This window comes from Capnocytophaga sp. oral taxon 878 (assembly GCF_002999135.1).
In the GTDB taxonomy this organism is placed as follows: Bacteria; Bacteroidota; Bacteroidia; order Flavobacteriales; family Flavobacteriaceae; genus Capnocytophaga.
On the sequence record NZ_CP027229.1, the window covers coordinates 243,057 to 256,359 of the forward strand.

Sequence of the window (13,303 nt, forward strand, 5' to 3'; positions counted from 1 at the left end):
TAACACCATTTTATAAGGTGTTACCTTTTTTGTTTTGGTAAATAATGTAAAGAAGAACTGTAAACAACTAGGTTTGCCTTAAATAAAGCCCTACCTTTGTGGTGGGGTTTTGTAATTTAATGAGTTTTTAATTAGAGAAAAGATAGAAAAGAAATTCTGGTTTTTAGAAAGTATTTATTATTTTTGTAGTGAAATTATTAAGGGTGTTTTTATAGTTTTGTAATTTGGTTAATTAGCAAATTATTTGTACTTTTGCACTCAAAGAATATTTAAATTAGAAATGAGAACAGAACAAGAATTGGCAGAGTTTTATGAGCGGCTTAAAAATGAATTGTTGGAAACGAGCTTGTGGCCTACTCGTTATCTTTATAAATTCATAATTCCTACGGATGATGCTAAATTAGCTCAGTTAAAGGAGGTTTTTAGAGATAAAGAGGCTGAGATTACTACGCGGCCTTCATCAAGTGATAAATATACAGGAGTTTCGGTAAGCCTTATAGTTAAGAACCCTGAAGAAGTAATTGCTTTTTATAAAGAAGCAGGGAAAGTGGAAGGGATATTATCATTATGACGACTTTAGAATATAATACGGAGCGCCCACACTTGCATATTCCAGAATATGGACGGCATATACAAAAGATGATTGAGAAGGCAGTATTGCTGGAAGATAGAGAAGAGCGCAATCGTACAGCACGTAGTATTGTAGCAGTGATGGGGAACTTGTTTCCTCACTTAAGAGATGTGCCAGATTTTCAGCATAAGCTATGGGATCAGCTTTTTATAATGTCGGGGTTTCAGCTGGATGTTGATTCACCTTATGAAAAGCCTACGCCTACTACGTTACATAAGCATCCTGACCACTTGCAGTACCCCCAACATAGACTAAAATATCGTTTTTATGGCAATATTATTTTAAGGCTTATTAGTACTTGTCTTACTTGGGAAAAGGGAGAATTACGTGAAGCCTTAGAATATTCTATAGCCAACCATATGAAAAAGAGTTTTCTTACTTGGAATAAGGAAGCTGTTGATGATAGTGTGGTTTTTCAGCACTTATATGAGTTGAGTAATGGAGAGATAGATCTTAGAAGGAGACGGGAAGACCTTTTGGATAGTCAGTCACTTATACGAACTAAGATGAATTTAACTAGAAAGAATCAGCCACAGGTGTACCAACATACACAGAACAAAAAAGGATTCAACAATAAATTTAATAAGAAAAATAATGGGCGTATTTAAAATAGAAGGAGGTATTCCGCTGAAAGGTGAGATTACGCCTCAGGGAGCTAAGAATGAGGCTTTACAAGTGCTTTGTGCTGTTCTACTCACCGACCAAAAGGTTACTATTCATAATATTCCTGATATTCAGGATGTGAATAAACTAATTTCTTTGCTTGAGAATTTAGGAGTGAAAATCCAGAAGATAGGTAAGGGGTCATATAGCTTTCAGGCAGATGAGGTAAATGTGGAGTATCTGAAATCGGAGTCATTTCATACCGAAGGGCAAGCCTTAAGAGGCTCTATTATGGTAGTAGGACCTTTGCTTACACGTTTTGGGGTGGGATATATTCCTAAACCAGGAGGAGATAAGATAGGAAGACGTAGACTTGATACTCATTTTGACGGCTTTATTAAATTAGGAGCTCATTTTAAGTATGATGAAGATAAGTTTACTTATAGTGTAGTAGCTGATAAGCTGAAAGGGAACTATATGCTCTTGGAAGAAGCCTCGGTAACGGGAACCTCTAACATTATTATGGCAGCAGTATTAGCTGAAGGTACTACAACTATCTATAATGCAGCTTGTGAACCCTATGTACAACAGCTCTGCCGTATGCTGAATAGCATGGGAGCAGATATTCAAGGTATAGGATCTAACCTTATTACTATCAATGGAGTAGAACACTTAAATGGTTGTACCCATGCCATTTTGCCCGATATGATTGAAATAGGCAGCTGGATAGGTTTGGCAGCAATGACTCGCAGCGAAATAACAATTAAGAATGTGGGATGGAAACATTTAGGCATTATTCCTGCTATCTTTCAAAAATTAGGTATTAGTTTTGAAAATAGGAATGATGATATTTATATCCCAGCTCATACTAATGGTTATGAGATACAGAATTATATTGATGGTTCTATCCTTACAGTAGCTGATGCTCCTTGGCCTGGTTTTACACCTGACTTATTGAGTATAGTGCTCGTAGTAGCTACTCAAGCACGTGGTGAGGTGCTTATTCACCAAAAGATGTTTGAAAGCCGCCTCTTTTTTATTGATAAGCTGATAGATATGGGAGCTAAAATTATATTGTGTGACCCACACCGAGCTACAGTTATTGGTAATGATTTTAGGTCGCCACTGAGAGCAACTTTAATGACTTCACCTGATATACGTGCAGGTATAGCATTGCTTATAGCTGCTTTATCAGCAAAAGGTACTTCTACGATTTACAATATAGAACAGATAGATAGAGGGTATGAGAATATAGATGGAAGGCTTAAAGCTTTAGGAGCCAATATTGTGAGAGTAAATTAGTAACGATAATTGATAGGTACAACCTAACAATTAGTTGGTACATACGTAATAAAAAATTAATCATTAACCATTAATCATTAGATAAAGTGGATTACAATTTTGACGAAGTAGTTTGTAGAAAACACACAGATGCCTTGAAGTTAGAGGCATTAGCTCCTCGCTGGGGACGTACTGATTTGCTACCAATGTGGGTAGCCGATATGGATTTCAAAACACCTCCATTCATTGTAGAGGTGATGAAAAAACGTATGGAATGCGAAGTGTTTGGCTATACAGCCAGACCTGAGAGTTGGTATGAAGCTATTATCAGTTGGCAAGCACGCCGCCACCAATGGACAATTACCAAAGAGATGATTTCATTTGTACCTGGGGTAGTTCCTGCCTTAGCAATGGCTGTGCAAAGCTTTACCGAACACGGTGAAAAAGTGATGATTCAGCAGCCTGTATACAATCCTTTTGCACAAGTAGTTCGTAACAATCATCGCGAATTAGTGAACTGCCCTTTAGAATTAAAAGATGGGCAATATCACATCAATTTTGAAGTGTTTGAAGAGAAAATAAAAGGATGTAAGCTCTTCCTCTTCTGCCATCCTCATAACCCTGGTGGGCGTGTATGGACACGTGAAGAATTACAAAAAGTAGCTGCAATCTGCGCTAAGAATAATGTAATTATAGTAGCTGATGAAATCCACGCCGACCTTACCTTACCTCCATATCAGCACATCCCTTTTGCTACAGTAAGTGAAGAAGCTGCACAAAACTCGGTAGTATTTGCCTCTCCAAGTAAAGCATTTAATATGGCTGGATTAGCTACTTCGTACGCTGTAATTACTAACCCTACCTTGCGTCGCCGTTTTGAGAGTTATGTAGAGGGAAATGAATTAGCCGCAGGAAATGTTTTTGCGTTCAATACTGTAGTAGCAGCTTATCACAAAGGTGAGAAATGGCTACAACAAATGCTCAACTATGTACAAGGAAATATTGATGAAGTAATACATTACATCGAAAGATACATACCACAATTAAAAGTAATTGTGCCCCAAGCTTCTTATTTGGTATTTATAGATTTTAACGCATTGCAGCTCAACCAAGAAGAAATTGTAGCTTTGTGTACCAATAAGGCACACTTAGCCCTAAACGACGGATCTATCTATGGAGAGGAAGGTACTGGCTATATGCGAATTAATTTAGCTTGTCCAAGAAGTGTAGTAAAACAAGCATTGATACAACTGAAAGAAGCAGTTCGAACCATAACTAATAAAAAAAACGAGGTGTAAATACCTCGTTTTTTTATAACTATCAATGTTTCTTAGGCTTCAAAATATCTATCATTACTGCAATGATAATGAGTAGCACTCCTATAATAAGATTTGTTGTAAGACTTTCTTGCTGGAATATCCAAATACTGATAGCTACTGCTACAATGGGTTCCATTACCCCAATGATAGCTGTAGGGGTAGAACCTATTATTCTGATAGCATAAATAAGGGTGATGATAGAAAACAGGGTAGTTACTATACCGAAACTTGTGAGTAGTAAACTCATCTTTACTTCGGGGATAGGAAGAGGAGTACCTATAACCCATAATTTTACAAGAAAATAAACTGAAGAAAATAAGGTAGAATAAAACGATACTTTTATTCCTGAAGCCGATATTTTTGACTTATTGACAATGAGCATATAGAGTGCATACGAAATTGCCCCAAGTAGTGATACGCCTGCCCCTATATAGTTGATTGAAAAGTTTGTTACATCTTTTACACTGAGTAAGAAAACACCTATCAGTACAACAATAAGGGCTATCATTGTGCGAAAGGTGATATGTTCTTTAAAGAAAATACCTAAAGCAAGTGCTACTATTAGCGGATACATAAAAAATATAGTAGAAGCAATTCCTGGGGAGAGTAAATCGTAGGCAAGGAAGAGAAATTCTGCTGAAAGGGCGTACAGCAATCCTAATACAAGAAAGATAAATACTTCGCGCGGGGTAATATGCAGTGTTTCCTTTCGGTAGAAAAGATACCCCATAATAAAGAGACTTGTAGTAATGAAACGATAGAAAAGTGCCGCATCTACTGAAAAACCTTGCTGTTTGATAGGAATCATAAACAGCGGAATCATACCATAAGTAACCGCTGAAATAAAAGCTGCTAAATACCCTTTTACTATATCTTTCATAGTAAAATTTAAAAGAGTTTCATTACATAAGGATAATAGATGATACAGAGCACGACGCTTACAGGTATCACAGCAAAGCCTACACTTCCAGCAGCAACATCTTTGATAATCCCGATAGTTTTATGATGATCGGGGTGGATGAAGTCACAGAGTTTCTCGACAGCTGTATTGAGACCTTCGACTGACAGTACTATAGCAATACACAATAGTTGTACAATCCATTCATTGGTAGTAATGCCGAAACAAAAGCCTAAAATCACCCATACTAAAGAGATGACAATATGTACCATCACAGGAGGTTCATTCTTTATTAAATAAAACAAACCTTGAAATACATATTGTAAGCTTTTGAGTCTTTTTCTTATAAATTCCATAATTTTGTATGCTGATTTATTTTTTAAATCGCATTCCGATAACGCCAAAGATAGCTTCACGGATAATGCTTTTATTCATTTTTGATTTTCCTTTAGTTCTATCTGTAAAGATAATAGGTACTTCTGTAATTTTAAACTTCTTGAGATAAGCGCGATACTTCATTTCTATTTGAAAAGCATAGCCCACAAATCTAATAGTTTTGAGGTTGATATGCTCTAATACTCTTCGATGATAACACACAAAACCAGCAGTAGGATCTTTAATTTTCATTCCCGTAATCACCCTCACATAGATAGAAGCCCCATAGGATAACAAAATGCGTTGCAGGGGCCAGTTCACTACATTCACCCCTTTTACATAACGCGACCCTATTGCAACATCAGCTCCTTGCTGGCAAGCCTCATAAAGTCGCAAGAGGTCAGCAGGGTTATGAGAGAAATCGGCGTCCATCTCAAAAATATATTCATAGTTATGTGTCAATGCCCACTGAAATCCGTGAATATAAGCGGTTCCTAAACCTTTTTTCTCGGTGCGTACCTCTAAAAAGAGTCGGTTAGGGTAAATATTTTGTAATTCGCGTACCTTATCGGCGGTACCATCAGGAGAATTGTCGTCTACAATGAGGATATGAAACTTATCACTTTGGGCAAATACTGCCTTTATGATAGCTTCTATATTTTCAATTTCATTATATGTAGGGATGACAATTAACAATTAACGATTAACGATTAGCAATTAATAATGAACAAGGTGGAGATACACAAAAACTTTGCCAAAGTTGGTTGTAGCACAATAAGCTATCTCACTTTGGCAAAGTATTTTTTTTCAATTAATAATTAATTACATATCTCCCATTTCTTTAGTAAGCTCAGCATTCATAGCGCGGTATACGCCTGTTTCGAGTTTTTCACGAATCGCTGAAAATGCTTCCAAAGTACGGTCGATATCTTCTTTACTATGTGAAGCGGTAGGAATAATGCGCAAGAGTATCATTCCTTTTGGAATCACTGGATAAACTACAATAGAAAGGAAAATACCATAGTGCTCGCGTAGGTCGTTTACCATCGCCATTGCTTCAGGAATACTACCGTGCAAGAATACAGGCGTTACGCAAGTATTGGTATTACCGATATTGAATCCACGCTCTTTAAGTCCGTTTTGCAAACGATTTACGTTATCCCATAACTTTTGTTGTAGTTCAGGCATTGTTTCCATCATTTCCAAACGTTTCAAAGCACCTTTTACATAAATCATTGGAAGTGATTTAGCAAACATTTGAGAGCGGAGGTTATATTTAAGATAATCTACTACTTTGGTATTTCCAGCTACGAAAGCCCCAATACCAGCCATTGATTTGGCAAAAGTAGAGAAATAGACATCAATTTCATCTTGTACGCCTTGATGAACACCAGTTCCTTCTCCACGAGGACCCAAGGTACCAAAACCGTGTGCATCGTCTACCAAAAGGCGGAAAGGATATTTCTTTTTAAGGGCTACAATCTCTTTAAGTTTGCCTTGTTCGCCACGCATCCCGAAAACACCTTCTGAAATCACCAAGATACCGCCTCCTGTAGTTTCAGCTAATTTGGCAGCACGTTCTAAGTTTTTTTCAAAGCTCTCCATATCGTTGTGCTGATAGGTATAGCGTTTGCCAAAGTGCAAGCGTACCCCATCGATGATACAAGCGTGTGCATCAACATCATATACAATCACATCGTTTTTGGTAACCAAAGCATCAATGATAGATACCATTCCTTGGTAACCAAAGTTGAGCAAATAAGAGGCTTCTTTGTGAACAAACTTAGCCAAACGTTTTTCGAGTTCTTCGTGCATTGTAGTATGCCCACTCATCATACGAGCTCCCATAGGGTAAGCCGCACCATATTCAGCAGCTGCTTCGGCATCTACTTTGCGCACTTCGGGGTGGTTTGCAAGTCCTAAATAATCGTTGATACTCCAGTTGAGGATTTCTTTTCCTTGGAATTTCATATGAGGACCTAATTCACCTTCTAATTTAGGGAATACATAATACCCCTCGGCGTGGTCTGACCAGCGCCCTATACTTCCTTTATTTGCATAAATATGCTCAAATAAATCTTTCATTCTTCTTTTTTATTTATTTTATTAATTGATAATTGTCAATTGTTAACTAATAAATCCTTGCTTTTTCATCCAATCGTCACTATAAATTTTGTTCATATAGCGCGAACCGTGGTCGGCGAGAAGGGCAACTACAATGCTGTTTTCATCAAACTTACCTGCCTCGGCATATTGTTTTACGGCTTGCATAGCAGCCCCACTGGTGTAACCCATAAAAAGTCCTTCAGTACGTGCCAATTCACGAGCGGTGAGTGCCGCATCTTTATCAGTTACTTTGATGAACTCATCAATAACATCAAAATTAGTAGCGGTAGGAATTAGGTTTTTACCCATTCCTTCTATTTTGTATGGATATACTTCGGCAGGGTCAAACTGACGAGTGTCGTGGTATTTTTTGATAGCTGAACCATAGGCGTCTACCCCCAATACTTGTACGTTAGGATTTTGTTCTTTGAGATAGCGCGCAATCCCCGAAATGGTACCTCCTGTACCACTACATACTACTACGTGAGTGATTTCTCCTTGGGTTTGTTCCCATATTTCACGACCGGTAGAAAGGTAATGAGCCTCAGGGTTTAGTGGATTGAAATACTGATTGATATAGATAGAATTAGGAGTTTCGTTGTGGATGCGTTTGGCTACTTCGTAGTAAGAACGAGGGTCATCGGGAGCAACATTTGAAGGACACAAATGCACTTCAGCTCCTAAAGCTTGTAGCATTTCCACTTTGTCGTGAGAAGATTTATCGCTAATTGCAATGATACAGCGGTAGCCTCTTAGAGCACTTATCATCGCCAAACTGTAGCCCGTATTACCCGAACTAGTTTCTACAATAGTATATCCTGGTTTGAGAAGTCCTTTGCGTTCGGCATCTTCAACGATATATTTGGCTACTCTGTCCTTGGCAGAATGACCTGCGTTAAAGGCTTCGAGTTTAGCAAAATAGCGACCTTTAAGATTTTTGGTAATTTTGTGCAATTCCAATAGAGGTGTATTGCCAATGAGTTGTAGTAAGCTGCTATGTACGTTCAATGATTCGTTTATTTTCATTGGTTACTTGCTTTATTTTTGAGTGGCAAAAGTACGAATAATTTGTCAATTAGCAAATTTGTCAATTATCAAATTTCAATGAGCCCTTGAAAGTTGAGTTTATAAGGTTCATCTTTATATAGAGGGAGGGTTTCATCTGTTACATTGCTAAGCCCTACACCTGCATAGAAAGTGCGAGTGTTATGTTTTTCGGCGTGTTTGCGCACCACTTCCATAAATACCATATCGTACTGAGTAGGGTCGTCGCCATAGGGTACTGCCCGCACAATGATAAAGTATTTTTGGTTGTTCTTGTCTACACATACAAACTGAGGGTCGCGCTTGAGTTCACTATTCACCAATAGGAATTCCCATTGTAGTTCCTTTTGTAAGGCTTCCCCTACAATATTCATCGCTAAATTGTGGAGTTCTTGACCTGTAAGGGGCGTCATATTCACTTTTTCTTTATATAAGGTTGTTCATATTTTGTTTCAGGATAATTTAAATAGGTAGCCTTATACCCTTCTGTTGTTTTCTCTAATAGTACTTCATAGTTAGTATACCCTTCTTGAAATTCTCTATAAATTTTAAGTATAGTACCTTTTGACGTTTTTACAGCATTCATCACCTCATCTAAAAAACCATCATTGTCACATAGTTGAAAAAATTGAAATATTTTTCTATTAATACCAAGTGAATTAAGTTTTACAGAAAACTTATTTTCCACTATTGGTACTAATCCCTTAAAACCTGTATTTGTAATTAATATGGCAGGTTCATAAGGTTCACCGCAAAAAGTTAATCCATCATCATCTGATACAGGTGTACCATAATAGGCAGTTCTAAAAAATTGTATGCGTTCACCGTTGTCAAAGGTTTTATCAATCAGTTTATCAGTTGTTCTAAATACATTTCTTCCATCTACAATGAGAGAATCAGTATTATTCAACACTATTTTTATATAATGAAAGGCTGTACAATTATCTTTTGTGAAATTGTATAAGGTATCCGAAACTCCCATTATTGCTACCCACTTTGTATCAAGATCAGTACGTTTTTCTTTTAGAAAACCTTTATGGTTATAAATAGGAATTGAATCTCCTAACAAAAAAGCTTCTTTTTTATCTGGCAAAAAGATTAAATTCTTATTTTCATCAGGGAGATGCAAATCATAACGACTTACAAATTCACTATCTTCAGAAGGATCTTTTCTCACTGATAAATCTTCCTCAGTACATACAACTATTGTATCTTTTTCTACTGAAGTATCATCTCTATCAATGGAAGTAGTATTATGACAATTGACTAGCCATAACATAGCTAAAAAATAAAGTGCTTTCATAAGTTCACAACTAATAAATTATTGATTATCAATTTTATTAAAATATAGTAATAACTATTTTGCCAATTGTTCTAAACCATATACTATCAAATCTTCTACTACTTTTTTAGTATCCTTAGTGAAAGTACCTGTAGGGCGATTGGCAATGATAGCATTGAGCGAAACAGCTTGATGTCCTAAAAGTTTAGAAAGCCCATAGATGGCAGAGGTTTCCATTTCGAGGTTCGTCATACGATGCCCATTATGATTGAAACTGTGTAGTTTATCATTGAGCTCAGGGTCTTGCACTGGTAAGCGCAATACGCGTCCTTGAGGACCATAAAAACCTGGAGCAGTACCCGTAATTCCCTCAAATACTTTATCGGTGAGGAGGCGTTTTTTAAGTTCTTGTCCGCAAGCTATGATATAAGGGCGACCTTTGAGAGGATTCCAACTTGTATGAGCGATAAAAGCCTCTTCCATAGCGATTTCACGCACCTTAGGACTATCCTTATACGAATGAAACATATTGTCCATACCTAATCCGTGAGAAGAAAGCACAAAACTATCTACGGGTATATCGGCTTGTAGAGAGCCCGAAGTACCAAAACGCACTATATTAAGCGAAGTGAGTTGCTCTTTAGGCTGGCGCGTATGCAAATCGATATTCACAAGTGCATCGAGTTCATTGATCACAATATCGATATTATCAGGACCTATACCAGTGGAAATTACAGTAAGGCGTTTGCCTTTATAAGAACCTGTATGGGTACAAAATTCGCGTTTTTGGGTGCTAAATTCTATATTGTCGAAATAAGCACTCACACGAGGCACACGGTTAGGATCACCTACTAAAATAATAGTATCGGCGACTTGTTCGGGTCGCAAATTGATGTGGTAAATACTACCATCGGCGTTCAAAATAAGTTCAGATTCTTTAATCATAATTTACGAATTTAAAAATAAGTTGGTACTAAAATAATAGTTGGTATACTCCTACGTTTTTGTAGACACCTTCTGAGTAAATCCAATCTTTAAGCATACCATTGCATACAAAACCTGCTTTTTCAAATAAGTAGATACTTACAGCATTGTCAGCAGGAATATAGGCTATCAGCTGGTGGAGGTCTAAGTGCAGTTGACTCTGTCTAATAAGCATAGTCAAAGCTCTAGCTCCATAACCCTTTCCCTGATGTTCTTCAAGTAAGGCTATACCTACTGTAGCACGTCTGTGTTTGGGTGAAAAATCATATAGATCAATACATCCTAAAGCAGTTCCATCATCAAGAGATATTACATAACGATATTGTTTAGCTTCATAAATATCCTGCTTAGCATTTTGCAAATAATCTTGTAGAAGATGTCGTGCAAAAGGTAGCTGTGTATCACTCACTTCCCAAAGGGATTCTTGGTTTTCTAAATGATACAAAAAGTCAATATCTTCAGGCTCTAAAGCTCTTAATTTCATAGTGATGTTTTATTTTAATTGTATTATTTATGAGGTTTAAATTTCACCTTTAAAAACTAAAGTTGCACTACCAGAAAGAAAAATGTCTTTGTAATGTCTATTTATAGGATTAAATGTAACTGTTAAATCACCTCCTTTTGTATGTAGTGTAATATTTGTTTCTTTTATCTGTTTTGTTTCATAAAGTGCTATAGCTACAGCAGTTACTCCTGTACCACATGAAAGGGTTTCATCTTCCACTCCTCGTTCATAAGTACGCACTGCAAATCCGTTTTCAGTAGCCGATACAAAATTAATGTTACTTCCGCCCTTATCAGCATATAAACTTCCATAACGTAAGGCAGCTCCTTCTGTTTTTACATCTATATTTTCTATGTTTGATACCCACTGCACGTGGTGAGGAGAACCAGTGTTCAAAAATGTATATCCTTTATGTACAGTTATTTCAGTTACATCTTTCATCTGTAATTGCACATAGTTATTAATGTTAATAGTAGCTTTGTGTTCTCCATCTATGGCTATAAAAGTAGCTTTATTAGTAATGATTCCTAACTGTTTGGCAAAAGCAACTACACATCTGCCGCCATTACCACACATTGTACTCTCGCATCCATCTGCATTGTAGTACACCATAGCAAAGTCATATCCATCAGCTTTTTCTAACAGTATCAAACCATCAGCACCTATGCCAAAACGGCGGTTACATAAGGTAGCAACTAAATTTTTATCATTCTTAGGAAAAGTACTTTGTCGGTTATCTATCATTACAAAGTCATTGCCTGTTCCCTGATATTTATAAAATTCCATAGTTAAAATAAGTCAAAAACTAAAAGCATTAAATAGGCAAAAGGTGAAGTAAATATAAGGCTATCAAGTCTATCTAGCAGACCTCCATGTCCTGGCAAAATAGTGCCACTATCCTTTACTTTGGCAGCTCGTTTAAAGCTTGATTCAACTAAGTCTCCAAAGGTGCCAGCTATTACCAATACTATAGCCAAAATAACCCATTGCCATACAGGGCGTGCACTATAAATATCAATGATAATTGAAATAATAATAGCTCCTATCATTCCTCCTATAAAACCTTCAATAGTCTTTTTAGGTGAAATACGTTCAAATAGTTTATGCTTGCCAAAAGCTTTTCCTGTAAGGTAAGCAAAGGTATCGCTAGCCCAAATAATGCATAACAAACCTATCATTGTTATTTGTGATTCATTACTAAATAAATACTGAAAATAGTAATTTACATTTACATTATCTTCGTATTTGTATATCAATGGGACAAAAATACAACCTCCTCCTATATACAATAAACTAATTAGTAGTTTAGTGTTGTTTTTCTGCTTTCTTAAAGGTATTTTTTCATAAAAAAGAAGTAAACCTAAATATATATCTGTTAGCAATACAGCCAAAAGTAACATATATGTTGAAAAATCAGATAGTTTTAGGTGAATAAAAAGCCACCAGCATAATAAGAATATCAAAAATATATGTAATTCCTTTAATCGTATCAGCATTTTAAACTCAAACAAACATATAATACCAAAGGAAAGAAACAGAAAATCAAAAGCATCAGCATTAAGCATTATTGCCGATAATAGTAGAAATATGTAAATAAAGCCAGTAATAGCTCTTTTAAATAGCTCGTTCATAATTATTTCTCGATAGGTAAATCTTCTAATAATATCAAATAAGTTTTTTTAGCACTAGTACCATAGGTAGCTACTGTGCCTTTTTCAGGGTCATCATTAAAGTTTTGCAGAGTAAGTAAGCCAGTAGGTTTTTGGTTTACAGGATATTTCTTGTTTAATCCTCGCATCCCCTCACTAATATCCTGCACCATTTGACTCGTCTTGGCAAAGATAATAAATGTTTCAGGTAACTCACGTATAGGCTTATGTCTCATTTGGTGTGATGATAGCATAATTCCTCCTATTGAGGTAATCAAATACTCACAATCTGATAAATATACATTTGCCTCCTCAGCAGGATTGTTAAAAAGAGTGCTATGCTCTTCAAACATTTCCATTATTGAGGGTGAAGCATTACTGCTCATCTTTATATACAAGCCCAATTCATTAATAATAGCGCGAAAAGCCTCTTGTACTTCTATTTCAGTAGTACAATAGAGAAATTTTCCACCCTTTTTAGTGAATTGTTGTGCAAATAACTCATCAGCAGTTAGTTGTACTGGTGGCTCTGTATTTCGTTTAAATATCTTTCTTAAAAAATTCATTACAATGATTAATGGTTAGTGATTAATGATTAGTGCTGCAAAAATATAAAATATTTTTCA

Annotated in this window: 16 protein-coding genes; 4 read left to right on the plus strand and 12 right to left on the minus strand. The window is 36.4% G+C overall.

Annotated features, from left to right (window positions below; all coding sequences use genetic code 11):
- The first annotated feature begins 280 nt into the window (after positions 1 to 280).
- The 4 genes from C4H12_RS01060 to C4H12_RS01075 all read left to right on the plus strand — a co-directional run bounded on the left by C4H12_RS01060 (position 281) and on the right by C4H12_RS01075 (position 3,813).
- A complete protein-coding gene (locus C4H12_RS01060) occupies positions 281 to 571 on the plus strand; it encodes a DUF493 family protein (RefSeq protein ID WP_106097268.1) in 291 nt (96 codons plus the stop codon).
- Positions 568 to 1,239 (plus strand): DUF4290 domain-containing protein, encoded by a 672-nt coding sequence (locus C4H12_RS01065; RefSeq protein ID WP_106097269.1) that lies wholly within the window; start codon positions 568 to 570, stop codon positions 1,237 to 1,239. The genes C4H12_RS01060 and C4H12_RS01065 overlap by 4 nt, the downstream gene beginning before the upstream one ends.
- Positions 1,226 to 2,536, plus strand: a complete 1,311-nt coding sequence (murA, locus tag C4H12_RS01070) for a UDP-N-acetylglucosamine 1-carboxyvinyltransferase (protein WP_106097270.1) — start codon at positions 1,226 to 1,228, stop codon at positions 2,534 to 2,536. Before C4H12_RS01065 ends, murA begins: the two co-directional genes overlap by 14 nt.
- An 86-nt stretch (positions 2,537 to 2,622) precedes the next feature.
- The gene (locus C4H12_RS01075; protein ID WP_106097271.1) at positions 2,623 to 3,813 is read left to right on the plus strand and encodes a MalY/PatB family protein; all 1,191 of its coding nucleotides are present in this window, start codon (positions 2,623 to 2,625) and stop codon (positions 3,811 to 3,813) included.
- Positions 3,814 to 3,835: 22 nt separating this feature from the next.
- Here the strand turns inward: C4H12_RS01075 and C4H12_RS01080 are convergent, their stop codons facing one another.
- The 12 genes from C4H12_RS01080 to C4H12_RS01135 form a co-directional block, all read right to left on the minus strand.
- Entirely contained in the window at positions 3,836 to 4,714 is an 879-nt protein-coding gene (locus C4H12_RS01080) for a DMT family transporter (RefSeq protein ID WP_106097272.1), read from the minus strand.
- Positions 4,715 to 4,722: 8 nt separating this feature from the next.
- Positions 4,723 to 5,088 carry a diacylglycerol kinase family protein gene (locus tag C4H12_RS01085; protein ID WP_002682037.1) on the minus strand — a complete coding sequence of 122 codons (366 nt, stop codon included), beginning with the start codon at positions 5,086 to 5,088 and terminating at the stop codon, positions 4,723 to 4,725.
- Between the two features lie 16 nt (positions 5,089 to 5,104).
- Positions 5,105 to 5,803 carry a polyprenol monophosphomannose synthase gene (locus tag C4H12_RS01090; RefSeq protein WP_106097273.1) on the minus strand — a complete coding sequence of 233 codons (699 nt, stop codon included), beginning with the start codon at positions 5,801 to 5,803 and terminating at the stop codon, positions 5,105 to 5,107.
- A 126-nt stretch (positions 5,804 to 5,929) separates the two neighbouring features.
- A complete protein-coding gene (locus C4H12_RS01095; RefSeq protein WP_106097274.1) occupies positions 5,930 to 7,192 on the minus strand; it encodes an aminotransferase class I/II-fold pyridoxal phosphate-dependent enzyme in 1,263 nt (420 codons plus the stop codon).
- Between the two features lie 42 nt (positions 7,193 to 7,234).
- On the minus strand, positions 7,235 to 8,239 hold the full coding sequence (locus tag C4H12_RS01100; protein WP_095900880.1) for a PLP-dependent cysteine synthase family protein: 1,005 nt from the start codon (positions 8,237 to 8,239) through the stop codon (positions 7,235 to 7,237).
- Positions 8,240 to 8,307: 68 nt separating this feature from the next.
- The gene (locus C4H12_RS01105) at positions 8,308 to 8,670 is read right to left on the minus strand and encodes a Na(+)-translocating NADH-quinone reductase subunit F (protein WP_106097275.1); all 363 of its coding nucleotides are present in this window, start codon (positions 8,668 to 8,670) and stop codon (positions 8,308 to 8,310) included.
- Between the two features lie 2 nt (positions 8,671 to 8,672).
- Positions 8,673 to 9,560, minus strand: a complete 888-nt coding sequence (locus C4H12_RS01110) for a hypothetical protein (RefSeq protein WP_106097276.1) — start codon at positions 9,558 to 9,560, stop codon at positions 8,673 to 8,675.
- A 54-nt stretch (positions 9,561 to 9,614) separates the two neighbouring features.
- A complete protein-coding gene (locus C4H12_RS01115; RefSeq protein WP_106097277.1) occupies positions 9,615 to 10,484 on the minus strand; it encodes a nucleoside phosphorylase in 870 nt (289 codons plus the stop codon).
- A gap of 28 nt (positions 10,485 to 10,512) precedes the next feature.
- Positions 10,513 to 11,007, minus strand: a complete 495-nt coding sequence (locus C4H12_RS01120; protein ID WP_106097278.1) for a GNAT family N-acetyltransferase — start codon at positions 11,005 to 11,007, stop codon at positions 10,513 to 10,515.
- 36 nt (positions 11,008 to 11,043) lie between these two features.
- Positions 11,044 to 11,814: a diaminopimelate epimerase gene (gene dapF, locus C4H12_RS01125; RefSeq protein WP_106097279.1), complete on the minus strand. Its 771-nt coding sequence runs from the start codon at positions 11,812 to 11,814 to the stop codon at positions 11,044 to 11,046.
- A gap of 2 nt (positions 11,815 to 11,816) precedes the next feature.
- Positions 11,817 to 12,659: a CDP-archaeol synthase gene (locus C4H12_RS01130; RefSeq protein WP_106097280.1), complete on the minus strand. Its 843-nt coding sequence runs from the start codon at positions 12,657 to 12,659 to the stop codon at positions 11,817 to 11,819.
- Positions 12,660 to 12,661: 2 nt separating this feature from the next.
- A complete protein-coding gene (locus tag C4H12_RS01135) occupies positions 12,662 to 13,243 on the minus strand; it encodes an LUD domain-containing protein (RefSeq protein WP_106097281.1) in 582 nt (193 codons plus the stop codon).
- Between the last annotated feature and the right edge of the window lie 60 nt (positions 13,244 to 13,303).

What these genes read in the sequence shown, in the direction of transcription:
- C4H12_RS01060 (WP_106097268.1), top strand. Translation starts at nt 281, where the DNA reads ATGAGAACAGAACAAGAATTGGCAGAGTTTTATGAGCGGCTTAAAAAT.
- C4H12_RS01065 (WP_106097269.1), top strand. Translation starts at nt 568, where the DNA reads ATGACGACTTTAGAATATAATACGGAGCGCCCACACTTGCATATTCCA.
- murA (WP_106097270.1), top strand. Translation starts at nt 1,226, where the DNA reads ATGGGCGTATTTAAAATAGAAGGAGGTATTCCGCTGAAAGGTGAGATT.
- C4H12_RS01080 (WP_106097272.1), bottom strand. Translation starts at nt 4,714, where the DNA reads ATGAAAGATATAGTAAAAGGGTATTTAGCAGCTTTTATTTCAGCGGTT.
- C4H12_RS01085 (WP_002682037.1), bottom strand. Translation starts at nt 5,088, where the DNA reads ATGGAATTTATAAGAAAAAGACTCAAAAGCTTACAATATGTATTTCAA.
- C4H12_RS01095 (WP_106097274.1), bottom strand. Translation starts at nt 7,192, where the DNA reads ATGAAAGATTTATTTGAGCATATTTATGCAAATAAAGGAAGTATAGGG.
- C4H12_RS01100 (WP_095900880.1), bottom strand. Translation starts at nt 8,239, where the DNA reads ATGAAAATAAACGAATCATTGAACGTACATAGCAGCTTACTACAACTC.
- C4H12_RS01105 (WP_106097275.1), bottom strand. Translation starts at nt 8,670, where the DNA reads ATGACGCCCCTTACAGGTCAAGAACTCCACAATTTAGCGATGAATATT.
- C4H12_RS01110 (WP_106097276.1), bottom strand. Translation starts at nt 9,560, where the DNA reads ATGAAAGCACTTTATTTTTTAGCTATGTTATGGCTAGTCAATTGTCAT.
- C4H12_RS01115 (WP_106097277.1), bottom strand. Translation starts at nt 10,484, where the DNA reads ATGATTAAAGAATCTGAACTTATTTTGAACGCCGATGGTAGTATTTAC.
- C4H12_RS01120 (WP_106097278.1), bottom strand. Translation starts at nt 11,007, where the DNA reads ATGAAATTAAGAGCTTTAGAGCCTGAAGATATTGACTTTTTGTATCAT.
- dapF (WP_106097279.1), bottom strand. Translation starts at nt 11,814, where the DNA reads ATGGAATTTTATAAATATCAGGGAACAGGCAATGACTTTGTAATGATA.
- C4H12_RS01130 (WP_106097280.1), bottom strand. Translation starts at nt 12,659, where the DNA reads ATGAACGAGCTATTTAAAAGAGCTATTACTGGCTTTATTTACATATTT.
- C4H12_RS01135 (WP_106097281.1), bottom strand. Translation starts at nt 13,243, where the DNA reads ATGAATTTTTTAAGAAAGATATTTAAACGAAATACAGAGCCACCAGTA.